The 22,185-nt window shown below is 64.3% G+C and carries 21 protein-coding genes and 1 tRNA gene; 16 read left to right on the top strand and 6 right to left on the bottom strand.

Going from position 1 to position 22,185, the window contains the following annotated elements:
* Positions 1-90 precede the first annotated feature (90 nt).
* Genes B8784_RS11015 through B8784_RS11005 form a run of 3 tightly spaced genes read left to right on the top strand, consistent with a single transcriptional unit; the run spans position 91 to position 3,755 of the window.
* Positions 91-831 (top strand): TVP38/TMEM64 family protein, encoded by a 741-nt coding sequence (locus tag B8784_RS11015; RefSeq protein ID WP_084398007.1) that lies wholly within the window; start codon positions 91-93, stop codon positions 829-831.
* Positions 828-2,339: a dihydrolipoyl dehydrogenase family protein gene (locus tag B8784_RS11010; RefSeq protein ID WP_084398006.1), complete on the top strand. Its 1,512-nt coding sequence runs from the start codon at positions 828-830 to the stop codon at positions 2,337-2,339. The genes B8784_RS11015 and B8784_RS11010 overlap by 4 nt, the downstream gene beginning before the upstream one ends.
* A gap of 15 nt (positions 2,340-2,354) precedes the next feature.
* A complete protein-coding gene (locus B8784_RS11005; RefSeq protein WP_169712621.1) occupies positions 2,355-3,755 on the top strand; it encodes a sensor histidine kinase in 1,401 nt (466 codons plus the stop codon).
* Here B8784_RS11005 and ggt read toward each other — a convergent pair.
* Positions 3,752-5,557, bottom strand: a complete 1,806-nt coding sequence (ggt, locus tag B8784_RS11000; protein ID WP_084398005.1) for a gamma-glutamyltransferase — start codon at positions 5,555-5,557, stop codon at positions 3,752-3,754. The genes B8784_RS11005 and ggt overlap by 4 nt on opposite strands.
* 79 nt (positions 5,558-5,636) lie before the next feature.
* On the opposite strand from ggt, the gene B8784_RS10995 reads away from it, so the two are divergent.
* Both B8784_RS10995 and B8784_RS10990 read left to right on the top strand, forming a co-directional pair.
* Positions 5,637-6,629 (top strand): P1 family peptidase, encoded by a 993-nt coding sequence (locus B8784_RS10995; protein WP_084398019.1) that lies wholly within the window; start codon positions 5,637-5,639, stop codon positions 6,627-6,629.
* Positions 6,630-6,682: 53 nt separating this feature from the next.
* Positions 6,683-6,759, top strand: a tRNA-Arg gene (locus tag B8784_RS10990).
* Between the two features lie 27 nt (positions 6,760-6,786).
* Here the strand turns inward: B8784_RS10990 and B8784_RS10985 are convergent.
* On the bottom strand, positions 6,787-7,275 hold the full coding sequence (locus tag B8784_RS10985) for a hypothetical protein (protein WP_084398018.1): 489 nt from the start codon (positions 7,273-7,275) through the stop codon (positions 6,787-6,789).
* 197 nt (positions 7,276-7,472) lie between these two features.
* Here B8784_RS10985 and B8784_RS10980 point away from each other — a divergent pair, with 197 nt between their 5' ends.
* From B8784_RS10980 to B8784_RS10945, 8 genes are all read left to right on the top strand, one after another.
* Complete coding sequence (locus B8784_RS10980; protein WP_084398004.1) at positions 7,473-8,558, top strand: hypothetical protein; 1,086 nt, start codon at positions 7,473-7,475, stop codon at positions 8,556-8,558.
* A gap of 202 nt (positions 8,559-8,760) precedes the next feature.
* Positions 8,761-10,764, top strand: a complete 2,004-nt coding sequence (locus B8784_RS10975) for a tetratricopeptide repeat protein (protein ID WP_143435430.1) — start codon at positions 8,761-8,763, stop codon at positions 10,762-10,764.
* Positions 10,765-10,833: 69 nt separating this feature from the next.
* Positions 10,834-11,454 carry a coiled-coil domain-containing protein gene (locus B8784_RS10970; protein ID WP_084398002.1) on the top strand — a complete coding sequence of 207 codons (621 nt, stop codon included), beginning with the start codon at positions 10,834-10,836 and terminating at the stop codon, positions 11,452-11,454.
* A 59-nt stretch (positions 11,455-11,513) separates the two neighbouring features.
* Positions 11,514-12,017 (top strand): tellurite resistance TerB family protein, encoded by a 504-nt coding sequence (locus B8784_RS10965; RefSeq protein WP_158085657.1) that lies wholly within the window; start codon positions 11,514-11,516, stop codon positions 12,015-12,017.
* A gap of 107 nt (positions 12,018-12,124) precedes the next feature.
* A complete protein-coding gene (locus B8784_RS10960; RefSeq protein WP_084398000.1) occupies positions 12,125-13,306 on the top strand; it encodes a vWA domain-containing protein in 1,182 nt (393 codons plus the stop codon).
* 78 nt (positions 13,307-13,384) lie between these two features.
* Positions 13,385-14,308 (top strand): alpha/beta fold hydrolase, encoded by a 924-nt coding sequence (locus B8784_RS10955; RefSeq protein ID WP_084397999.1) that lies wholly within the window; start codon positions 13,385-13,387, stop codon positions 14,306-14,308.
* Positions 14,305-15,021 (top strand): DUF4336 domain-containing protein, encoded by a 717-nt coding sequence (locus B8784_RS10950; protein ID WP_084397998.1) that lies wholly within the window; start codon positions 14,305-14,307, stop codon positions 15,019-15,021. The genes B8784_RS10955 and B8784_RS10950 overlap by 4 nt, the downstream gene beginning before the upstream one ends.
* Before the next feature lie 13 nt (positions 15,022-15,034).
* Complete coding sequence (locus B8784_RS10945; protein WP_084397997.1) at positions 15,035-15,814, top strand: crotonase/enoyl-CoA hydratase family protein; 780 nt, start codon at positions 15,035-15,037, stop codon at positions 15,812-15,814.
* A 73-nt stretch (positions 15,815-15,887) separates the two neighbouring features.
* Here B8784_RS10945 and B8784_RS10940 read toward each other — a convergent pair whose 3' ends face one another.
* The 3 genes from B8784_RS10940 to B8784_RS10930 form a co-directional block, all read right to left on the bottom strand.
* Positions 15,888-16,274 (bottom strand): hypothetical protein, encoded by a 387-nt coding sequence (locus B8784_RS10940; protein WP_084397996.1) that lies wholly within the window; start codon positions 16,272-16,274, stop codon positions 15,888-15,890.
* Between the two features lie 155 nt (positions 16,275-16,429).
* Positions 16,430-18,121: a DUF2207 domain-containing protein gene (locus B8784_RS10935; RefSeq protein WP_084397995.1), complete on the bottom strand. Its 1,692-nt coding sequence runs from the start codon at positions 18,119-18,121 to the stop codon at positions 16,430-16,432.
* Entirely contained in the window at positions 18,121-18,675 is a 555-nt protein-coding gene (locus tag B8784_RS10930; protein WP_084398017.1) for a LemA family protein, read from the bottom strand. The genes B8784_RS10935 and B8784_RS10930 overlap by 1 nt, the downstream gene beginning before the upstream one ends.
* A 179-nt stretch (positions 18,676-18,854) precedes the next feature.
* On the opposite strand from B8784_RS10930, the gene B8784_RS10925 reads away from it, so the two are divergent.
* Positions 18,855-20,114 (top strand): TCR/Tet family MFS transporter, encoded by a 1,260-nt coding sequence (locus B8784_RS10925; protein ID WP_084397994.1) that lies wholly within the window; start codon positions 18,855-18,857, stop codon positions 20,112-20,114.
* A 63-nt stretch (positions 20,115-20,177) separates the two neighbouring features.
* Here the strand turns inward: B8784_RS10925 and B8784_RS10920 are convergent, their stop codons facing one another.
* Positions 20,178-20,447 carry a hypothetical protein gene (locus B8784_RS10920; protein ID WP_084397993.1) on the bottom strand — a complete coding sequence of 90 codons (270 nt, stop codon included), beginning with the start codon at positions 20,445-20,447 and terminating at the stop codon, positions 20,178-20,180.
* A gap of 131 nt (positions 20,448-20,578) precedes the next feature.
* Between B8784_RS10920 and B8784_RS10915 the strand changes: the two genes are divergently transcribed.
* Both B8784_RS10915 and B8784_RS10910 read left to right on the top strand, forming a co-directional pair.
* Positions 20,579-21,109 (top strand): D-glycero-alpha-D-manno-heptose-1,7-bisphosphate 7-phosphatase, encoded by a 531-nt coding sequence (locus B8784_RS10915; RefSeq protein ID WP_084397992.1) that lies wholly within the window; start codon positions 20,579-20,581, stop codon positions 21,107-21,109.
* Between the two features lie 94 nt (positions 21,110-21,203).
* The gene (locus B8784_RS10910; RefSeq protein ID WP_084397991.1) at positions 21,204-22,178 is read left to right on the top strand and encodes a bifunctional helix-turn-helix transcriptional regulator/GNAT family N-acetyltransferase; all 975 of its coding nucleotides are present in this window, start codon (positions 21,204-21,206) and stop codon (positions 22,176-22,178) included.
* Positions 22,179-22,185: the final 7 nt, after the last annotated feature.

The following is a 22,185-nucleotide window of genomic DNA, read 5'->3' as shown; positions in this document are numbered from 1 at the left end:
TTAACCGCGAACGCTCTATATCGCAAATACAGGTAAGGGCACGTATCAAGCGCCATTCCACGAAACGCCCTGCAGGAAAGACCCTCCCCCATGTCCGGCACCGAGAAGACCACATCCATCTGGATCCGGCTCTGGCCCGTCTATGTCATCGCCGCGGGGCTGCTCGCCGCCTGGCAGCTCGGCGTGTTCCAGTACCTTTCGCTGGAAACCCTGCAGGCGAAGAATGAAGAACTGCAGACCTTCGTGGCCGATCATATCGGGATGGCCGTCATCGCCTATATCGTGATCTACACAGCCGCGACCGCCTTCATGATCCCAGGTGCACTCTGGATCACGATTACGGGCGGGCTGGTTTTCGGCCTTGTCGGCGGTTCGCTGGCGACGGTGGCCGGCGCCACCCTCGGGGCAAGCGTGCTTTTCCTCGCGGCGAAGACCTCGATCGGCAAAACCTTGCAGGAAAGGGCCGGCAAGTTTGTCCGCCGCATGGAAGCCGGCTTCCGCGAGAACGCCATCTCCTACATGTTTGCCTTACGCCTTCTACCGGTCGTCCCCTTCCCGGTCGCCAACATCGCCCCGGCCCTGCTGGGCGCGAAATTCAGGGACTATGTCATCACCACGGCACTCGGCATCATTCCGGGCGTTGTCGCTTATACATGGATCGGCGCCAGCCTCGGCGCGACATTCGATGCGGGCGAGACACAAGATCTGTTCGACGTCGTGAAGAACTTCATTCCGGCCTTTGTCGCTCTGGCCGTCGTGGCGCTTCTGCCGGTCATTTACAAGAAGATTGCCGGGCGCAAAGCCGCCCGGCTTGAGGAAGCTGCGCAATGACCGAGGAGTACACCACAGACACGACGCCGCCGGACCTGGCGGACGAGACGTCCGTTCCGGATGGCTCTGCCTCCCGGCAACAGCCGCGCATGATGAAAGCCGATCTCGTCGTGATCGGGGCGGGTTCGGCCGGGCTGTCAGCGGCCGCCGGCGCGGCCATGCTGGGGCTCGATGTCGTTCTCTTCGAGAAAGGCGAAATGGGCGGCGACTGCCTGAACACCGGCTGCGTGCCCTCCAAGGCCCTGCTGACCGCCGCGAAATATGCCGCCGCCGCCCGCGAGAGCGAAGCCTATGGCGTCACCTCCGGCGAACCGAAGACAAACTGGACAAAGGTCCAGGCGCATATCCGCAAGGCCATCGACACAATCGCACCCGTTGATAGTCAGGAGCGATTCGAGGGCCTCGGCGTGACGGTCATCCGCGAGCATGCCCACTTCACAAACCCGCGCACCGTCGCCTCCGACAGCGTCATTGTCAGTGCCAAGCGTGTCGCCATTGCGACCGGCTCCAAAGCGGCCATTCCACCCGTGCCGGGTATCGAGACCGTCGATTACCTCACCAATGAGACCATCTTCGACCTTCCCGAACTGCCCGATCATCTCGTCATTCTCGGCGCTGGCCCCATCGGCATGGAAATGGCCCAGGCTTTCCGGCGGCTTGGATCGAATGTCACCGTGATCGAAATGGGCCGGGCGCTGGCGAGGTCGGATGAAAGCCACGCCGCCATTGCCGCCCGGGCGCTGAAGCAGGAAGGCGTCACCCTGCTCGACCACCACAAGGCTGCCGGCATCTCGACCGAAGGCGGGCTGATCTGTGTGGAAGCCGAAGGTCCGGACGGAACGCAAACGGTGCGCGGCACCCACCTGCTCGTCGCCGCCGGGCGCACCCCGCTCACCGACGGGCTCGCCCTCGACGCCGGGGAAGTGGACCATGACCAGTACGGCATCAAGGTCTCCGACAAGCTTCGCTCGATTTCCAACAAGCATGTCTGGGCGCTGGGCGATGTGGCCGGCAAGGGCCAGTTCACCCACCTGGCCGGATGGCACGCCTCGGTGCTGGTGCGCCGGGCCTTCTTCAAACAGGGCTCGACCTCTTCCTCGCTGCCCCTTCCATCTGTGACCTATACCTCGCCGGAAGTCGCCCAGGTCGGCTTGACCGAGCAGGAGGCGCGCGACAAGCATGGAGAGAAAGTCCAGGTCACCCGCTTCGGCTTCGACGAGAATGACCGCGCAATCGCCGAGGGCAAAACCGACGGCGAGTGCAAGCTGATCCTGCACAAGGGCAAGCTGGTCGGGGCCTCGATTGTCGGCGAAGGGGCCGGCGATATCATCCAGCTCGTCGGCTATGCGATGTCGAACGGGATGAAGCTCACCTCCCTGACGAACTTCATCTCGCCCTACCCGACCCGCACCGAAGTCGTGAAGCGCGCCGCCAGCGCGCATTTCAGCGATGCGGTCTTCGGAAAACCGGCAAAGATGCTCGTAAGCTTGCTTCAACGCATCCTCTGACCTATTTCCGCAGGCGTGTCTGACGCACCGTCACCCCCTGCCCGCAACGGCCATTCGGGCTGGTTCGACAGCCTGTCGGTCAGGCTTTTCCTCGTAACCATCTTCGCCATCTTGCTGGTGGAATTCCTGGTCTTCCTGCCGAGCGCCGCCAATTACCGCGACAGCTGGCTGACCGAACGGGTCCAGGCCGCGCGCATCGCCGCGCTGTCGCTGGAAGCCGCGCCGAGCCGGATGGTGTCGGAAGAACTCTCCAACGAGCTGCTCGAACGCGCCGAGGTTCTGGCCGTGGCAGAGCTCAGCGACGACATGCGCGAGCAGATCCTGCCGCCTTCCATGCCGCTGGACGGGCCGATGAAGGAAGTCGACCTGATGGAGGAAGGTTTCTTCGGCTCCATCGGCCAGACGGTGGCGACCTGGAACGCCCCCGAAGGCCGCATGCTGATCATTCATGCCATGGGCTCTGCGCCCGGCCGCGTGCTGGAGATCATCGTGCCCGAGGCCCCCCTGAAGGCGGGGCTTGCGGATTTTGGCTGGCGGATCATGGGCATTTCCCTGCTCATCTCGCTCTCGGCCGGGGCGATCATCTATCTGCTGCTCTTCTTTCTCGTCGTCCGGCCGATGCAGCGGGTCACCGACTCGGTCATCCAGTTCCAGAAAGATCCCGGCGCCTGGACCAAGCGGCTGTCACCAACGCCGCGCAAGGACGAAATCGGGCGCGCCCAGAATGCGCTGGCCGATATGGAAAGCGCCGTCTCCAACAGCTTCCGCCAGCGCGAACGCCTCGCCCAGCTCGGCGAAGCGGTGGCCAAGATCAATCACGATCTGCGCAATACGCTCGCCACCGCGCAGCTGACCTCCGATGCGCTCTCGGCTTCGGATGATCCGCGCGTGCAACGGGCCGTCCCCCGGCTGGAACGGGCGTTGGAACGCGCCATCAACCTGGCTAGCGAAACGCTGAAGTATGGCCGCTCCCGGACACAGCCTGCAAAGCTGCAGCCAGTGAAGCCCCATCAGGTGATTGCCGAAGCGGCGATGGAAGCGCTGGCGCCCTGGCCAGAGGTCGAATTCCGGAATGCGGTGCCCGAAAGCCTCGTCCACGCGGCCGACCCAGATCACCTGCACCGCATCGCGACCAATCTCATCCGCAATGCGGCCGAAGCCATGCAGGGCGAAGGCACCATCACCGTGAACCAAAGCAATGGCGCCATCGACTTCGAGGACACAGGCCCCGGCCTGGCGCCGAAAGCCCGCAACAATCTCTTCAAGCCGTTTGCCGCCTCGTCCCGCCGGGATGGCTCGGGCCTCGGCCTCGCACTCTCACGAGACCTGGCCCGCTCCATGGGCGGAGACCTGACGCTGGTTGAAACCGGCGCGTCAGGCACGCATTTCCGCCTGGCCCTGCCGGACGACGCCTAGTCCGCAGACAGCGTCTTGGCGACACCTTCCCGGCGCGCGTCGGCCCCGCCTTCGAGGTGATTGTCGCGCACGACGATCACATGCAAGCCGGAATTCTCGCCGGTGCGTTCCTCGACGACAAAGCCCATCTCTTTCAGAGCATCGGCCCATTCCTGGCCCTTGGCGACATCGACCTCGACGCCGACGCTCTGGCCGCGGGCAACGACGTTGGGAAGGTTCACCGCTTCCTGCGCGGAGAGATTCCATTCCAGCACGCCCAGCAGCGTCTTGGAGACATAGGCCACGATCGAGTTGCCACCCGGCGAGCCCGTCACCATGCGCAGGGCGCCGTCATCGGTGTCGAAAACGAGCGTCGGCGACATGGACGAGCGCGGATGCTTGCCCGGTCCGGGCGCATTCGCCACCGGCTTGTTGTTGATGCGCGGCTGACGCGAGAAGTCGGTCAGCTGATTGTTGAGCAGGTAGCCGTTCACCATGCGCGAATCGCCGAAGGCCGATTCGACGGTGGCGGTCATGGCGACCGCATTGCCATACTGATCGACGATGGAAATGTGGGTCGTGCCGGCATGCTCTTCCGTGAGGTCGCGGCCCCACATGTCGATCATCGGGTCGCGGCCGAGCACCTCGCCCGGATCGCCCGGCTGCGGCGTGCCGTCGAGCGGGCCGGCCTGACCGGCGCGGGCATCGAGATACTCCTCATTGATGAGGTCCTCGCTCGGCACCTGCACGAAATCGGCATCGCCGACATAATGGTCCCGGTCGGCATAGGAGAGGCGCTGCGCCTCGACCCAGGCCATCAGGGCATCCTCTTCGGCGAGATCGTCCGTCTGGGGGACCATGCGGTCATAGAGACCGTAGATCATGTTCTGCGTAATCCCGCCCGAAGACGGCGGCGGCGCCGAACAGATGCGAATGGCACCATGGTTGCCGCACAGCGCAGCCCGGATTCTCACCTTGTAGTCGGCGAGATCCTGCGTCGTCATTTCACCGGGCAGCGGATCGGCCGTGACCGCCGCGACGATCGCTTCGGCATTCTCGCCGGTATAGAAGGCCCCTGCCCCATTCTCGGCAACGGCCTGCAACGTCGCGGCATACTCCGGATTGTCGCGGACCGTGCCGGCCTGCAGCGGCTCGCCATCGGGGTAGAAATAGGAGGCGCTCGGCTCGTTATCGTCGAGGCGCATGGCTGCGCGAAGCCGCTCATTGGCCAGCAGCCCGGCCAGGCGCGGCGAAACTTCGAAGCCCTCTGTGGCGAGATCGATGGCCGGCTGGAAGAGGCTCGCCCAATCGGCCTGGCCTTCCGCCTCATGCGCCGTCTCGTAAAGCGCGACCATGCCCGGCACGCCGGCAGACCGGCCCGACTGCCAGGCCGGCACATAGTCCAGAACCTCGCCATCCTCGATGAACAGGTTCTCGTCGGCCGCCATCGGCGCCGCCTCGCGCCCGTCATAGACGGTGATCTGGTCGTCCTCGAAATCGTAATAGACCATGAAGGCCCCGCCCCCGATGCCGGAGCTTTGCGGCTCGACCAGGCCCAGCACGGTATGGACAGCGATTGCCGCATCGACGGCGTTACCGCCTTCGCTGAGCACTTTCAGGCCGGCCTCGACCGCGCGGGGGTCGGCGGCGGCGACCATGCCGCCTTTCGTCCACTCCCGCTTCCCTGCAGTTTCCGGAGCCGTTTCGGCAGCATCGGTTGTCTCTGCATCCGTCCCGGTCTCCGCCGGGGCCGCCGGTTCGGGCTGACAGGCCGCGGCCAGCAGGAGAGCGGCGAGCGGCAGGCTGAAAATTCGCTGTTTCATGGTTGGGATAATTCGCTTTTCTGTGGTTCAAGGCCAAGACTAGTCATTCACGATGCAGATGAAAGGTGGTTTTTCGCGCATGTCACGTCCTGGACCGAGAAACCTGATTACGGATGTCAGCGGCATCCTCGTTGGCAATGCCGAAGATCGTGACGTGCTGACCGGCACGACGGTGATCGTGGCGGACGAACCGGCCACGGCAGCCTGTGCGGTCGCCGGGGGCGGACCGGGCACGCGCGAGACCGACCTTTTGCGCGCCGACACAATGGTCGAACAGGTCGATGCCATCGTGCTTTCCGGCGGCAGCGCCTATGGCCTTGCCGCCGCCGACGGCGTCACCACACGGCTTGGCGCGGAGGGGCGCGGTTATGGCCTGAAAGACCTGCCGGGCGTACCAAAGACCCCGATCGTTCCGGCCGCAATCCTGTACGATCTTGCCAATGGCGGCGACAAAGACTGGGGCGAAATGCCGCCCTATCGCCAGCTCGGCGAAGAGGCCTGCGAGAACCGCGCCGAGAGCTTCCCGCTCGGCAATGTCGGCTGCGGCCTGGGCGCGAATGCCGGGGCGCATGCCGGCGGGCTCGGCTCGGCCTCCTTCCAGACGAATGACGGCTTCACCATCGGCGCCGTGGCGGGGGTGAACTGCTTCGGCTCGGTCTTCATGCCGGGCACGACCTGCTTCTGGGCCTGGCCCTATGAACTCAACGGCGAATATGGCGGCCACCGCCCGTCGGCCGAATATGAGTGCGACCCGGAAGAATGGGGCGACGCGAAGATGAATCCCCAGCCCGGCCAGAACACCACCATTGGCTGCATCGCCACCGATCTCATCCTCACCCCGGCGCAGGCGCAGCGCGTCGCGCAGATGGCGCTGGCCGGCTTTGCCCGCGCCATCCGTCCGGTCTTCGCGCCGTTCGACGGCGATGCCCTGTTCATCCTCTCCACCGGCAAGGTGCCACTCGAGGAACCGACACCGATCCAGCTGGCGCGGGTCGGGGAACTGGCCGCATCGACCCTGGCACGGGCGATTGCGCGGGGCGTATATGAAGCCGATCAGAAAGTTGCAGCATAAGCGCTTGCATCGCTTCGAACCCGCCGTTATGTGTCCGCGCTCGACTTGGCGTGGCACCGGTAGCTCAGTTGGATAGAGCACGTGACTACGAATCACGGGGTCGGGGGTTCGAGTCCTCCCCGGTGCGCCATTTCCCTTCTTTCAGACAAGCTGCTGTCTAGACGGCCTCGCCCGGCGTGATGTGCGCGATCACGTGACGGATGGTGAGAAACAGCCGCATCACGGTCGCCGTCAGGAGCGCGCAGACCGTTACGGTCAGCCAGAACATCACTTCATACATATAGAGATACCAGCCATCGGGCATCTTCTCGAACTCGCCGGCCGGCAGGACGAGCAGGAGCAGAAGGATCACCGCGCCGACAAGGCTGATCGTCGAGAGCCAGGCCACCTGCGAGATGCTCTTGTAAGCGTTCTCGTCGAAATTCGCCTCGGCATTCCTGAGCAGGCCGAGCAGGGTCAGCATCAGGGCGAGCGTGGTCGCGGCCGCCCCGGCAATCGCCGAGCCGAGATAGAGGCCCGTCTGGGTCAGTGACTTGATGAGATTTGTGGCCTCGGCCTCGCTGTAGACCTCGCCAATGGCAAAGCGCGCGCCCACCCCGATGAGGATGATCAGGCCCGTGGTGGTGAAGACGGCCCAGTGTTTCACGCCGACCTCCGGCGCCCGGGCGCTGTCTGCTTGCAAATGAACGACATGTCATATCAAGGGCCGGCAAGGCCGTTCGTTCCGCGCCTGCGCGATTTCCTGCCTGCTCCCGGCGTCAGCACCTGAATTGCCCGCAATTTCGGAACGCCGCATTGGCGCAGCCGTTTTGTCATCAAGCAGACAATACAGGAGACCCAATCATGTCCGACCACACATCGCTCGAGACATTCCGGCAGGCCTTTGCCGACTTCTCTGACAAGACGGTCAGTGTGTATGTGCCCCGCCCCGCTATCGAGATCGGCGGCGAGAAGTGGCGCATCCTGCGCAAGAATGTCATCGACGAGGTGAAGGACCACGCCCCGCAGGCGGACTTCATCCTCGAACGGCTTGAAAATTTCGAACTGCCGGACTTCCGGGCCAACGGGATCGCGCTGTTCGATGATGGCAAGAACCGGCGCATGGCGCACCTCAATGCGCGCCCGGTCGCCTCGATCACGACAGGCCAGCCGCCCTTCATCCTGCCGCTTCTGGCCGATTTCCAGAGCCGCGAGACCCACTGGGTACTCTTCATCACGCGCGGCGAACCGAAGCTGTTCCTCTATTCCGGCGGCCATGTGAAGGATATGAGCGACCGGCTGGACGCGCCGAAATACCGCTCGGTCGAGGCGCGCCGCCACGTCCATGACGATGTCTTCTTCCATTCCGTCTCGCGCGGCTCGGCCAGCAATGGCGACGGCGAGTCGGCCTATCACGCGCTCGGCACCGGCCAGGACGAGGAGCGCGACAAGACAGACCGCGCCTTTTACGAGGATGTTGCCAATGCCGCCGACCTGGCGCTGCCGCCGCAGGTGAAGACCCTGCACATCATCGGGGAGGAAGGCACGGTCGGCCATTTCGCCAAGGTTATGGAGCATGGCCGGTTCGACATCGAACAGCACCATGTCGGCGGACCGAATGAGGTCGAGACGCATATCCAGGAGGTCTTCGGCGAACAGTCGGCTGCGGACGACTATCTGCCCGAAGGCAAGAACCTTCCGGACCTGCAGGATGCGGCCAAGTCCGGCCAGCTCGGCACGCTCTACCTGCCGATCGAGCACGCCATGCTCGAGACGATGCATGAGCAGGCCGACGAGCATGTGAAGCTGCGCGCCTTTGACGGCGAGAGCGAGCAGACGGCGGAAAACCTGACGGCTGTTCTGGCACTCGAAAATGGCGCCGAGATCCACTGGTACGGCGCTGAAGAGCACGACGCCCTGCCGGAAATGCGCGCCGATCTGCGCTGGTAAGGCTCTGCGGCTGGCGCGGCCCGAAGCATAAATGCGGGCCGCGCCAATCCTGCTGCATTTACTACAGAACTCGCAAAATACTACACTTCGAATACACGTGCCCTTCTCCCGCAGGACAAGAATTCATCGACGCGATATCTTTACCCGCGCGACTAATTCCTCTTAAACTGCCTTATGGTTAACAGCCATAAGGGTGGGGAAAATGAGTTGGTTTTGTAAGCGCACGCCGGGATTCGGCCCCGGATTTGGAGTGGGTCTGGCCCTGACGGCGACCATCGCCCTCGCATCGGCCTGCGAAAGCGCGCCGCCATCGTCCGGCCCTGTCGCCGGCATTGCCCGCTGCACCAGCTTCACACCCCCGTCCGGCGCCCCGGGAACGGTTGCCCGCCAGTGTGCGGCCCGGGCCGACGATTCCGACATTCTCGGCCGCGAATCCGCGCTGGCCTATTATCATGCTGCCTCCGCCTATAATGCCCTTGGCGATTACAGGGCCGCCGCCGACATGGCCGAGCGCTCCTTCGCGGAACTGGCCACGACCGATAGCTGGCTGACCACGCCGCCCGCCGGAGTGTCCGGGCGCGAGCTGGCAAGCTGGACAGCCCCGCGGCAGACCTTCCAGGCCGACCGGATCCTGCAATATGCCGAAGCCTATAGCGGTCTCGCAGACACCTTCGGCGCATCGGCGGCTACTGCGCCATCAGGGCTCTGCTCCAGCCGTATGGACTGCCTATCGAAAGCGATCAGCCGCATGACGGCGGAAGAAGGCGTGACCGCCAACCTCGCCGGCTCGACCACCGAGGCGCGCTCGCCGCAATATGACGCCTATTACCTGCAGCTCGCCAAGCTGCACGAGGCCCGCGCCACCGCCGCCGATACCGAACCGGCGCTGACGGCCTATCAGAAAGTCGCCAGTAGCCCGCTCGCCGGCCCGGCCCGCGCCGAAGCGCGCCAGGCACTCGCGGGCCTGGCGACCGAGCTTGGCCAGGCCGCAATGGCCAGGGGCGATTCCGGCAGCGCGGGGCTCGCCATCCGCTATTTCAACATCGCCCGCGAGGCCCAGCCGCAGGACCCGACCCCGATGATCGGGCTGGGCAACATCTATTTTGCCATGGCCAGCCGCGCCGGGGATGTCGACCAGCTGCACACGGCAGAGCAGGCCTATACAGACGCCCTGCAATATGCCGCCACCGATGCTCAGAAAGCGGCGGCCTATTCCGGCCGGGGCGCGACACGCGATGCGCTGGCCAGCCTGCTCGGCACCTCGCGCGAGGGCGCCATCGCGGACTATCAGGCCGCCTCCCAATTCGCCAATTCGGCAGACGCCTACCTTACCCTCGCCAAGGCCTGCGATGCGCGAGGCGACTGGGCGTGCGCCGATGACAATTACGCCAAGGGGATTGCCCGCCTGCGCGGCGATGGGGCACCGGGCAGCGTTATTGCCCAAGCCCTGATCGATCATGCCGGCGTGCGCGCCAACATGGCGCAATACTCAGCCGCCGATGTCCGCGCCCTGCTGCAGGATGCGAGCAACACCGCACCGGCCTCCGCCGATGCCGCCATCGCGCTGGCGCGTCATGACATGCGCACCGGCAACTGGTCGGCCGCAGAGACGACGCTGCGGCGGATCACGGCAGGCGGGATGGAAAATGCCACCGCCTACAGGGCCGAAGCCTGGGCCCAGCTCAGCACGCTGGCGGCGAGCCGGCCGAACCCCGACCTGACCGAAGCGGTCACCTATGCCGATGAAGCGGTGAAACTCGACAGCGCCGATCCGATCTATCGCCGTCAGGCCTGCATCGCGCGCATCTATCGCGGCGGCTCCAGCGTCACCAACAGTGCCAACAGCGCGAAATGCTCGCTCGGCACGACGCCGGAGGCGCTGCTGCTCCAGGCCATGTTCGAGATGCGCAAGGCCCAGCATGTCGGCACCAACAGCGCCAACCGCATCCGCCGCAGCGCGCGCGACACGATCGACAGCGCGCTAGCCACCGTCCAGCCGGGCGCGATGACGGATTTCGACTGGCCGTCCGAGACGACACTGGCGCCGGTCAAGACGCGCGCGATCCTGCTGTATCTGAAGGAGGCTTCGCTCGCCTGCGGCGGCAACTACACCTTCAATCTGCCGGAAGGGAACGGGCTCACGGCCGCCGATTATGCCGCCGCGCGCAACTTCCTCGACGTCTACAAGTCGCGGCTGTGCACCTGATGACAAGTTCGATGGGCGGCCTGCCCCAGAGCAGCGCGCCCGGCCAAGCGTTTATGAGGAGAGAAGTTCATGTCCAGCCAATCGTCCGGAGGCGCCCCGGTCCTCTATGAAGACCGGACCCTGTTTCCCTCCCCGGTCCAGGAACAGCCCGAACCGCCCCGGCGGGAACGAGCCGGACTGTCGGCGGCCGGCGTCCTTCTGGTCGCCGCGCTCGCCGCGGCGGTGGCCGCCATCATCGTCTGGTTTGTCATCTCGGCAGCCGGGACAGGCGCCACCACCAGCCCGGAGCTTGAGGAGTTGCGTGAGCAGAACGCCGAACTGCAGCGCCAGATCGACAGCTTCAAGGAAAGCGCGGTCGCCGACCAGATCCAGGGCCTCGAAGACCAGGTCGCGAGCCTGACGGCCGATCTGGAGGCGCGCATCGATGCCAGTGCCCGCTATCGCGAGCTGGAGAACCTGGAAGCCGACATCCAAGAGCGGCGCGACGACATCGACGAACTCCTCGCCGAACCGGAACGCCAGCGCATGCCTGACGGCGCGAAAGAGATCGACGCCGTGCCGACCTGGATTGCCGACGCCGAGAAGACGCTTCGCGATTATCTCGACTATCTCAATGAGCGCGTCGAGCAGGTCACGACCTGGCCGGCCCGCAATCCGCTTCCGCCCTGCAATGATCCGGAAAACTGCTGAGCACTTACAGGAGACCCGCCCGTGCGGGCCAATTTAATTGAACGATGGGACATGAAGTCATGAGCGACGTGAAAATACTGTTCAATACAGGCGAAGAGATGGAAAGCACCGGCAACGCCTTCCCCGACATTGCGAAACTCGAGCAGGAGTTCAATGAGAACAGCGAGTCCGACTGGACCATTCCGGAAGCCTTCCTCTGCCTCCTGCTGGAAGCCGCCTTTGCCGACGGCTCGCTGGCGATGGAGGAGAAGGAAGAGATTGCCGCGCTGGTCAAACGCTCACGCACGATGAAGCGGCTGAGCCCGCAGCAGATGGCGGCGGTAAACCAGACGGTCAATGAGCGCATGCGCGAGCGCAAGGATGGCTTGCGCGAAGCCTGCCTCGCCTTGCCGGTCGACATGCGCCTGTCGGTCTATGCCCATTGCGTCGATATCGTGCTGGCCGACCGCCAGCTGCGCGAGAACGAGGAAGACTTCCTCGCCCGCATTGCGGAGGTCATGCAGCTCGACGAGGACATGGTGAAGGCCATCCGCACGGTCATGCTGATCAAGAACCGGTACTAACGCCCTCGCCGCGCTGGCCCGTCAATTGTGAACTCGCGCCGCGTCAGCCCTTGGAGTGTCGGCTGACGCACGCTACCTTAGGGGCAGCGACTGGAGATCTGTGCCCCATGTTCCTGAACTTCTTCAATGAATTGCGCCAGGCCAAGGTGCCGGTGACGCTCAGGGAATACCTCACCCTGCTCGAGGCGATGGACAAGGATGTCATCGGCATGGAGGTCGAGGACTTCTATTATCTCTCGCGCGCGGCCCTGGTGAAGGACGAGCGCAACCTCGACAAGTTCGACCGCGTCTTCAGCCATGTCTTCAAGGGCCTCGACAGCATGCAGGATGCCGTCGACGTGCAGGAGCTGCCGGAAGAATGGCTGCGCAAGATGACGGAGAAATTCCTTACCAAGGAGGAAATGGACGAGATCGAGGCGCTGGGCGGTTTCGAGAAGCTGATGGAGACGCTCAAGGAGCGCCTCAAGGAACAGACCGAGCGCCATGAGGGCGGCAACAAATGGATCGGCACGGGCGGCACCTCGCCCTTCGGCGCGAATGGCTACAATCCGGAAGGCGTGCGCATCGGGCAGGAAAAGTCCCGCCACCGCCGGGCGGTGAAGGTCTGGGACAAGCGCGACTTCAAGAATTATGACGACAGCGTCGAGATCGGCACGCGCAACATCAAGGTCGCCATGAAGCGCCTGCGCAAATGGGCCCGCGATGGGGCCGATGAAGAACTCGACCTCGACAAGACGATCCGCAACACCGCCAAACAGGGCTATCTCGATATCGAGATGCGCCCGGAAAAGCGCAACACGGTCTCGGTGCTGCTGCTGATGGATGTCGGCGGCTCGATGGACCCGCATGTCCGCGTCATGGAAGAGCTGTTCTCGGCGGCGCGCTCCGAAATCAAGAATCTCGAATATTTCTACTTCCACAATTGCCCCTATGAGGGCCTCTGGAAGGACAATCGCCGCCGCATGAACGAACGCATCCCGACCTGGGACGTGCTGCACAAATACCCCTCCGACTACAAGGTCATCATCGTCGGCGACGCCACGATGAGCCCGTACGAGATCACCTATGCGGGCGGCTCGGTCGAGCACTGGAACGAGGAGGCCGGCGGCGTCTGGATCCAGCGCTTTGTGGAGCAGTTCCCGAACCTGGTCTGGCTCAATCCGGTCAAGTCCGGCGCGTGGGAATACACCGGCTCCATCAAGCTCATCAACGAGCTGATCGGCCCTGACCGCATGTTCGAGCTGACCCTGAAGGGCCTCGAGGATGCGATGAAGGAACTCAGCCGCTAATCTTTTCTGTCCGGGGCATTTACAGCCCCCACGGCAAGGCCTCTACTCTCGCGCCAGAAACCATGACGGGAGAGATGAATGCCGCGCGTCAAAGCCAATGGAATCGAGATCGAGTATGCCGAATACGGGTCGAAGGATGACCCGCTGATGCTGCTCATCTCGGGGTTTTCCGGACAGCTGACGCGCTGGCCGGCGGACTTCATCCAGGGCCTCGTCGATGCCGGGCGCCGGGTCGTCGTTTTCGACAATCGCGACATCGGCCTGTCGACGGAATTTACCAATGAAGTGCCGATCGCGCCGAAGGATATTGTGAAAGGTGCCGCCGCCGGTGAGCCGGTGCATGAGAAGGTGCCCTACATCCTCGACGATATGGCCGCCGATGCCGCCGCGCTGATCGCGGCGCTGGGCGCGGAAAAGGCCGACGTGCTCGGCGCGTCCATGGGCGGCATGATCGTGCAGCTCCTGGCACTCAACCACCCCGAGCGCGTGCGTACGCTGATCCCGGTCATGACCACGTCCGGCGCGCCCGGCCTGCCGCAGGCAGACCCGGACGCCCAGGCCGCGCTCACCGCCCAGCCGGAGATCCGCATGGCCGAAGCCATCGCCGAACTGGCCGTGGAGTCGCGCAAGGCGATCGGCTCGCATGAGGATGTCCGCAACAGCGACGAACAGACCCGCCGCCAGACCATCGCCGATTTCAACCGCTCCGACCGGCCGATGGGCGTTGCCCGGCAATATGCCGCCATCCTCGCCCAGCCGCGCTGGCATGAGCGCCTGTCCGGCATCACCCAGCCCACCCTCGTCCTGCATGGCGCCATGGACCCGCTGATCAAGGCCGATTGCGGGCGCGACATTGCCGAGCGTATTCCCGGCGCGGAGATCGAGGTCATCGACAAATGGGGCCATGACCTGCCGGAGAAGATCGTCCCGGTGCTGCTCAACCGCATCGTGCCCTTCCTTGGCCGGCATGTGCCAGAGGAGGCGCGTGCGGACGCGACATGAGCGAGCAAATCCTGCAGCCGATTGATACCGGCCTCTGGCTCGGAGAGGGCCCGGTGGTCAATTTTCACGGCTTTCCCTATCCCACCCGCATGATCGTCGCGCGCCTGCCGGACGGCGATTTGTGGGTCTGGTCGCCCATCGCCCTCACCGATGAGTTGAAGCGAGAGGTCGAGGCGCTCGGCCCGGTCGCGCATCTCGTCAGCCCGAATGCGATCCATTACCTCTTCCTCACGCAGTGGCACGAAGCCTGGCCGGAGGCGAAACTCTGGGGCCCGGCGGCCACGATAAAGAAATGCGACTCGCTACCCTTCGAGCCGGCGCTGGAAGACACCGCTCCCGAGGCCTGGCAAGGCGTCATCACGCAGGCCTGGTTCCGCGGCTCCTTCTTCATGGACGAGATCGCCTTCGTGCATGAGCCGACCCACACCGTCATTTTTGCCGACCTGTCGGAGAATTTCAGCGACGGCTTTCTGAAGCGCCACTGGAAGGGCTGGCAGCGCGCCATCGCGAAAGCCTGGGGCATCGTCGTCGGTAAGGGCTATGCGCCGCTGGAATGGCGGCTCAGCTGGCTGAACCGCGCGCCCGCCCGCCAGGCGCTCAGCAAGATCATGGCAAGCCATCCCGACCGGGTCATCATGGCCCATGGCGAATGGGTGGACACCGGCGGGGACGCCTATCTGCGCCAAGCCTTCGCCTGGCTGATCCGCGACTAGGGAGGAATGCGGAATGAACGATGAGACCAATCCGGTCCTGACAGAGACGGACGGTGACATCCTCACCGTCACGATCAATCGCCCGCAGGCGCGCAATGCCGTCGACCGCGACACCGCGCAGGCGCTCTACGACGCTTTCAAGGCGTTCGATGCCGATGACAGCCTGTCGGTCGCGATCCTGACCGGCGCGGGCGGCAATTTCTGCGCAGGCGCCGACCTGAAAGCGGTTTCAGAAGGCCGCGGCAATGTCACGAAACCGGATGGCGATCTCGGGCCGATGGGCCCCTCGCGGTTAAGCCTGTCCAAGCCCGTCATCGCGGCGGTCGAGGGCTATGCCGTGGCCGGCGGGCTGGAACTGGCCGTCTGGTGCGACCTGCGCGTGGTCTCCGAGACCGCCCGCTTCGGGGTCTTCTGCCGCCGCTTCGGGGTGCCGCTAATCGATGGCGGGACGATCCGCCTGCCCCGGCTGATCGGCCAGTCGCGGGCGATGGACCTGATCCTGACCGGCCGCGAAGTCGCCCCCGACGAGGCGATGAGCATCGGCCTGGCCAACCGCCGGGCCCCGGCGGGCGAAGCCCTCGCCGCAGCCAAGACGCTCGCGCACGAGATCGCCGCCTTCCCGCAGCACTGCCTGCGCGCCGACCGGCTGTCGGCCCTGACGCAGTGGAGCCTCGATGAAGAGACCGCCCTGAAAGCCGAAGTCGCCGGCGGGCTGGAGGTGATCCAGTCGGGCGAAACGGTCTCGGGCGCGACCGCCTTCAAGTCCGGCAAGGGCCGCCACGGGGCGTTCTGAACGGCGTTTGCCGGGCGCATCCGGTTTTTGCCCGCGCTCATCCTGAGCGAAGTCGAAGGACGAGCGCTATGGCCTATTCCTGGGTGACCAAAGCCCTGCGCGCCGCCTGCAGCGCATCGTCAAACGTCGCGACAATCTCGACGGGATAAGGCATCGCGGCCCCCGCCTTGTCAGACCGCTCCTGCGAAACGGCCCGCTCTTGCGGATCCTCGATCACATAGATCACCCGCCTCACCTTTTCAGCCAACCGGGCCCGATTGGCCTTGAGCCAGAGAATGAAGACCTTCCCTGCCTCTGGATGAGGTTGTTGTGCTGTGTCGATGATGAGGCTGAAAGGGGTGGCGCGCGCCAGCAAGGCACCGAAGGCATCCGTCCACGCCTCGGCCTGCGCGGCGGTTTCAAGCTTGAGACCCGCGCACTGATAGATTCCCGGCTCAACCTCTTCGAACCATTCAGACATTCATCACTCCTCCAACCGCAAGCGCCGACTGCGAACGGACGCGCTCTGTAACAGGACATGACCGGTCCTAACATGAACTGCGAATGAGAGTCATTCTTAATTTTGAGGGTGTTTTGCCTGCCGTCTTGAAGATGACACGCGCTTCACATGGAGAGCTACCAGCCCCCACCGCCGCCGCCGCCTCCGCCGCCGCCCGAGAAGCCGCCGCCACCGGAGCCCGAGGAGCTTGAGCTTTGCGGCATGGCGCTCGTCACGGCCGAACTCATCGAGGCGACCATCGCCCTGTTGAAGCTGGAATAGGAGCCATAGCGGCCCATATGGCCCCAGGCCGGATGATAGCTGGCCGCCTCTTCCGGCAGCACTTTCTCGAAATACTTCGTCCAGGGCTTCTCCACGCCGAGCGCGATGGCATAAGGCAGGAATTTTTCATACCGCTCGGTCGTCATCGGCGGGGGCTGGCCGGAGCCGACATCGGCGACATTGAGCTGCAGCTTCTCGGCCTTCTCCATATAGAGCTTGAAGCCCTCGATCTCGGTGCGCACGTCCTGGCCCTTCGGCGTCGGTGCGGGCATCAGATACATGAAGACGCCATTCATCACGACGATGGCGAGGACCAGCCCTGTCAGCAGCGGCGTCCAGCCGGTCGCCTGCAGGATGGCCCAGACGATAGCCGCGCCCGAAAGCGCCACGGCGAAGATCGTGTAGCCGACATTCCATTTGAAATAGTCCGATCCGAACCGGCGCGAGACCCGCTTGCGAAAGCTCATATAGGCCTTGGTGAAGGCCGAATTGTATTTCCCGCCCAGCATGACCGGCCCGCCAGACAGCAGCTTGCGTTCAAGCAGGGCCTCTTCACTCGCGAGCGGGGCCGTGCCTTCGGATTTCGGTGTCAGCGCGATCTTCTTCTTGTCCTTGGCATAGATCTCGACGCGGCCCTTGATGCCCAGATTGACCAGCGTCGCGATCAGCGCGTCATGGTCGTGGAAACCGCGATGATAGATGTGGTGAGCCGCTGCCGGGGAATAGCCTTCCGGCGCCTCATAGCGGGCAAAGACCGGCCCCTTGGGCGGATCGACGCCGACCAGCCGCCAGGAACGGTAGAGGAAGTAGAACACCCCGCCGAGCGAGACGAGCAGGATGACGACCGCGCCATAGCGCTGCCACCAGAGCGCGCTCTTGTCGGCCGCGCTCGGCGGATCGATCACGCCTTTCTCGATGGCAAGCGAGATTGTGAAGCCTTCCTCGCGGCCCAGCGGCTCGGTCGTCTCGAAGGCAAACGCATCGCCCTCGCGCCGGAAGCGGTAAGCCGAGCCGCGCGCACCCTGCCCGCCGGTATAGCCGTTCTGCTCGACCATCTGCGCCCCGTCCGGAAACGTCACGCGGGCCGTCGCGGTCAGGATCGGGAAGGCCCAGTAGCTGCCGGTGACGTTCCAGTAGAGTTCGTCGAATTCGTCGAAATAACGGATCTGGTTCTTCACCCGATAGCGGATCGCGTAGACATGCGGCTCACGGCTGAGCTGGCGGTCCGGGTCGCCGATCCGGATGCGCCAGGCATTGCCGTCCGTCGTGGTTTCATAGGGCTCGCTCTGGCCGTCGCGCTGTACCGACAGCACGTCGTAATCATAGCGCAGCCGGTCGCCATCCTGGGTAAAATAACGCGGCAGGTCGCGGAAGATGCCGCGGCGGATCTGGTTGCCCTCGACGGTGACATTGATCGTCTCGGTGACGACGATGTCGCCATCCTGCTCGACCGCGATGGCCACGTCGAACCGGTTGATCACCTCTTCGGCCATGGCCGTCAGGCCAAGTGACACAGCCGCGATGAAAAGCAGAGCGACCCGCAGCATCAGCGCCCGTCCCCGAAGCCGACCTCCGGCACCGCACGGTCGGACGTCTCCACCTCGAAGAAGGTCGCCTGGCGGAAACCGAACACGCCGGCAACGAGGCTCGCCGGGAAGCTCTCGACCAGCGTGTTCAGCTCTCGTACCGCGCCATTATAGAAGCGCCGCGCCATCTCGATCTTGTTCTCGGTGTCGGAAAGCTCATCCTGCAACTGGCGGAAATTCTCACTCGCCTTGAGGTCGGGATAGGCTTCAGCGACCGCCATCAGCCGTCCGATGGGCTGCGACAGCGCGCTCTCGGCCGCCCCGCGCGCCCTGGCATCGTCGCCGGCCTGCTGGGCCTGGCTGCGCTTTTCCGTCACCTCCTGGAAGAGCTGGCGCTCATGGGCGGCATAACCCTTCACCGTCTCCATAAGGCTCGGAATGAGATTGGCCCGGCGCTTCAGCTGCACATCGATATCGGCCCAGCCATTGCGGACCATCTGGCGCTTGCCAACCAGCATATTGTAGACAACGACCAGCCCGGCCAGAAGGGCGATCGCGATCAGTGTCAGGATGATCAGTCCCGTCATCGCCGCTCCCCTCTCCTCATGGCTGCGACGGGTGTGACTATCGGGCAAGTCGGCCGGCCTGTTAAGGGCCGAATGCCGCTGGTTGCGGGGAAATGGGCGTGAGGCGGGCCGGCCTGACGGCATCGCGTGATTGACGGCTGTGGCGATCGGGGCCAAACCCTCGCGCCATGACTGATGCGCCTGCCACCCGCAAGCACGGCAAGAATGCCTTCCTGTTTGTCATCGTCTGCGTGGCGATGGACATGATCGGCTTTGGCATCATCGTGCCCGTCATCCCGTCGCTCCTGGAAGAGCTGACCGGCAAGGGTGCCGCCGATACCGTGGTCATCGGAGGGATGCTGACCGCGCTCTACGGCGTGCTGAACTTCCTGACCATGCCTTTCATCGGCAATCTGTCGGACCGGTTCGGGCGCCGCCCCGTCCTGCTCGTCTCGATTGCGACCCTCGGCGTGGACTTCATGATCATGGGCTTCGCTCATTCGGTCTGGCTGCTCTTTATCGGCCGGGCGCTGACCGGCATCTCCTCAGCGACCTTCTCGACCGCCAATGCCTATATCGCCGACGTGACCGAGCCGGAAAACCGCGGCCGGGCCTTCGGCATGATCGGGGCCGCCTTCGGGATCGGCTTCATCATCGGCCCGGCGATTGGCGGCTGGCTCGGCTCGATCGACACCCGCCTGCCCTTCTTCGGGGCAGCTGTGCTGTCGCTGCTCAATTTCTGCTACGGCTTCTTCGTCCTGCCGGAGTCGCTTGCCCGTGAAGACCGGCGCGCCTTCGACATCCGCCGCGCCAACCCCTTCGGCGCCATCAAGCACTTCGCCAAACTGCCCAAGGTGGCCTGGTTCATCGTGGCCTATGGCTTCTTCATGTTCGCCCATTCCGTTTTCCCGGCGACCTGGAACTTCTATGGCGAGATCCGCTACGATTGGGGCGAAGCCGAGATCGGCCTGTCGCTCGCGCTGATCGGGCTGGGCTCGGCGGTGACGCAAGCCGCCCTGATCGGCCCGGCCATCAAGCGTTTCGGCCCGGTGAGCACCGCCTTTGGCGGCCTGATGATCACCACGGTGGCCTGCTTTCTTTATGCGCTGGCGACGAATGACTGGATGGCCTATGCGATCATCCCGTTCGGGGCGCTGGGCGGGGTGTTCGGCCCGTCGATCAACCAGATCATGTCGGGGCTCACGCCGCGCAACGCGCAGGGCGAGCTGCAGGGGGCAACCGCCAGCCTCAACGCCTTCTCGATGATCTTCGCGCCGCTCGTCATGACGCAGACGCTGCACACCTTCGCCGCCGACGACGCCCCGGTCTACTTCCCGGGCGCGGCCTTCCTGCTGGCGGCCGTCCTGACCGGCCTCGCGCTCATTCCCTTCTGGTTCGGCGTGCGCGCCAATCGCGAGGAAGTCGCCGAGCTGGCCCCGGCCGAGTAGGCCGCCATCCAAAAAAGGGCAGAGCCTCAGACGGCCCTGCCCCTTTTCGCAGATGAGATGTCCTCAGGCACCCTTCTTGGTCGCCATGCCGGCAATCACGCCAAGGATGGCGCCGCCGACGCCGCCTTCCAACAGGTCCTGGATATGGCTCATGATACCGGCACCGAGCAGGTCTCCGAGGCCGGCGGCATCTGCGCCATAATGTCCGCCCAGGCCGCCGACGATCCCGCCAATGACACCGCCCGTACCGCTGCCCCCGAAGATTTTCGAGATGACGGGGCCGAGCACGCCGCCGCCAATGGCACTCAGGATGAGTGGTAGATACTGTTCCATGGTTTTCCTCCCAGTCCGGAGGCTGTTTGTTTTCTTTGCCTCCAGGACCCAGAAAAATCGAATTCCGCATGTTTTTCCAGTAAAACTTGGTCTCTGGTCGGCTGGCAAAGTCTCGTCTAAAGACGGGGACGATGACCACCCGACGACCTGCTCTCTTCCTTGACCGCGATGGCGTGCTGAACGTCGACCGCGGCTATGTCAGCCGTGTCGAGGACTTCGAATGGATCGAGGGCGCCATTGATTGCGTCGCGAATTTCAAGCGCCGCGGCTGGTTCGTCTTCGTCGTGACCAACCAGTCCGGCATCGCCCGCGGGCTCTACACCGAAGAGGACATGCAGACGCTGCACGCGCATATGGCCGAAGAGCTCGAAAAGGCCGGCACCGCCATCGACCACTTCTATTATGCGCCCTGGCACGAAGCCGGCGAGATCGCGCGCTATCGCCGGGAGAGCATCGACCGCAAGCCCGGCCCCGGCATGCTGCTGCAGGCCATGGCCGACTTCCCGGTCAACCGCGAGCAGAGCTTCCTGATCGGCGACAAGCAGACCGACATGGAGGCCGCGCGTGCCGCTGGCGTCGGGGCCTTCCTGTTTACCGGTGGCAATCTCGCCACCTTCGCGGAATGGGCGCTGGCCAGTTTCGAAGACGGCGTGCGCGGCTAGACACCTTTCCCAATCGTCAGATCGCCCCAGGCGCGCCCTCTTGACACCTCACAAACATAACATGTTATATAACATGTTTGGAAGGGAGCCGTGCATGGACAGCGACATCCTCGAAATGAGCGGACACCTCGCTCTCGGCAGCCGGTTGAAGCGGCTTGCCGAACGCATGCAGGCCGATGCCGGGCGCGCCCACCAGGCGCTTGGCTATCCCATGCAGCCGAGCCAGTTTTCCCTGCTTGTCGCGCTGGACCGGTATGGCCCGATGACAGTCGGGGAAGCGGTGGAACGGCTACAGGCCAGCCAGCCCGGTGTCACCCGCATCCATAACAGCCTGAAGGAACAGGGCTTTACCGAGCTGAGCCCGGTCGATGGCGACCGCCGGGCGAAAAGCATCAGCCTGACCGCTGACGGCAAGGCCGCCGTCGCCCGTATGCGACAGGAAATCTGGCCGCATATCGAGGCGGCTGCGCGCGAGATCTGCGCCGGGCCCGATGGCGATGTTCTGACCCTGCTGCACCGGATGGAGACCGCCATGAACGAGACCTCGCTCTATGACCGCATTGTCGCAAGCTACAACAGGCACAGCATGCCCGGCCTGTCGATCGTCGGCTATGACGACAGCCTCGCCCGGGATTTCTACGAGATCACGCGCGAATGGGTCGAGGGCATGTTCTCGCTCGAAGACAATGACCTGCTGCTGATGGAAGACCCGAAAGGCAACATCATCGACAAGGGTGGCATCATCCTCTTCGTGAAGGATGAGACCCTCGGCATCATTGGCACCTGCGCGCTGATGCCGGTGGGGGATGGCAGTTTCGAGCTGACCAAGATGGGCGTGCGCGCCTCGGCACGAGGCCGCAAGGCCGGGGAATTCCTGCTCCGGGAAATCCTGAACCGCGCACCGGGCCTCGGCATCGACGAGCTGTTCCTGCTGACCAACAAGAAGTGCGAAGCCGCGATCCACCTCTATGAGAAGGCGGGCTTTACCCATGATGCCGGCCTGTTGGCCCGCTATGGCGGACGCTATGAACGGGCCAATGTCGCCATGACCTATGACCTGACGGCCTGAGCCCGCC

It is taken from the genome of Henriciella aquimarina (assembly GCF_002088975.1).
Classification (GTDB): domain Bacteria; phylum Pseudomonadota; class Alphaproteobacteria; order Caulobacterales; family Hyphomonadaceae; genus Henriciella; species Henriciella aquimarina.
Note: the sequence above shows the minus strand (reverse complement) of the source record. Positions and strands in the feature narration are given on the sequence as shown.

Coding starts and splice junctions, on each gene's coding strand:
- B8784_RS10995 (WP_084398019.1), top strand. CDS start 5,637: ATGTCACGTCCTGGACCGAGAAACCTGATTACGGATGTCAGCGGCATC.
- B8784_RS10945 (WP_084397997.1), top strand. CDS start 15,035: ATGAACGATGAGACCAATCCGGTCCTGACAGAGACGGACGGTGACATC.
- B8784_RS10950 (WP_084397998.1), top strand. CDS start 14,305: ATGAGCGAGCAAATCCTGCAGCCGATTGATACCGGCCTCTGGCTCGGA.
- B8784_RS11015 (WP_084398007.1), top strand. CDS start 91: ATGTCCGGCACCGAGAAGACCACATCCATCTGGATCCGGCTCTGGCCC.
- B8784_RS10935 (WP_084397995.1), bottom strand. CDS start 18,121: ATGCTGCGGGTCGCTCTGCTTTTCATCGCGGCTGTGTCACTTGGCCTG.
- B8784_RS10920 (WP_084397993.1), bottom strand. CDS start 20,447: ATGGAACAGTATCTACCACTCATCCTGAGTGCCATTGGCGGCGGCGTG.
- B8784_RS10925 (WP_084397994.1), top strand. CDS start 18,855: ATGACTGATGCGCCTGCCACCCGCAAGCACGGCAAGAATGCCTTCCTG.
- B8784_RS10960 (WP_084398000.1), top strand. CDS start 12,125: ATGTTCCTGAACTTCTTCAATGAATTGCGCCAGGCCAAGGTGCCGGTG.
- B8784_RS10915 (WP_084397992.1), top strand. CDS start 20,579: ATGACCACCCGACGACCTGCTCTCTTCCTTGACCGCGATGGCGTGCTG.
- B8784_RS11010 (WP_084398006.1), top strand. CDS start 828: ATGACCGAGGAGTACACCACAGACACGACGCCGCCGGACCTGGCGGAC.
- B8784_RS10970 (WP_084398002.1), top strand. CDS start 10,834: ATGTCCAGCCAATCGTCCGGAGGCGCCCCGGTCCTCTATGAAGACCGG.
- B8784_RS10910 (WP_084397991.1), top strand. CDS start 21,204: ATGGACAGCGACATCCTCGAAATGAGCGGACACCTCGCTCTCGGCAGC.
- B8784_RS10975 (WP_143435430.1), top strand. CDS start 8,761: ATGAGTTGGTTTTGTAAGCGCACGCCGGGATTCGGCCCCGGATTTGGA.
- B8784_RS10955 (WP_084397999.1), top strand. CDS start 13,385: ATGCCGCGCGTCAAAGCCAATGGAATCGAGATCGAGTATGCCGAATAC.
- ggt (WP_084398005.1), bottom strand. CDS start 5,557: ATGAAACAGCGAATTTTCAGCCTGCCGCTCGCCGCTCTCCTGCTGGCC.
- B8784_RS10965 (WP_158085657.1), top strand. CDS start 11,514: ATGAGCGACGTGAAAATACTGTTCAATACAGGCGAAGAGATGGAAAGC.
- B8784_RS10940 (WP_084397996.1), bottom strand. CDS start 16,274: ATGTCTGAATGGTTCGAAGAGGTTGAGCCGGGAATCTATCAGTGCGCG.
- B8784_RS10980 (WP_084398004.1), top strand. CDS start 7,473: ATGTCCGACCACACATCGCTCGAGACATTCCGGCAGGCCTTTGCCGAC.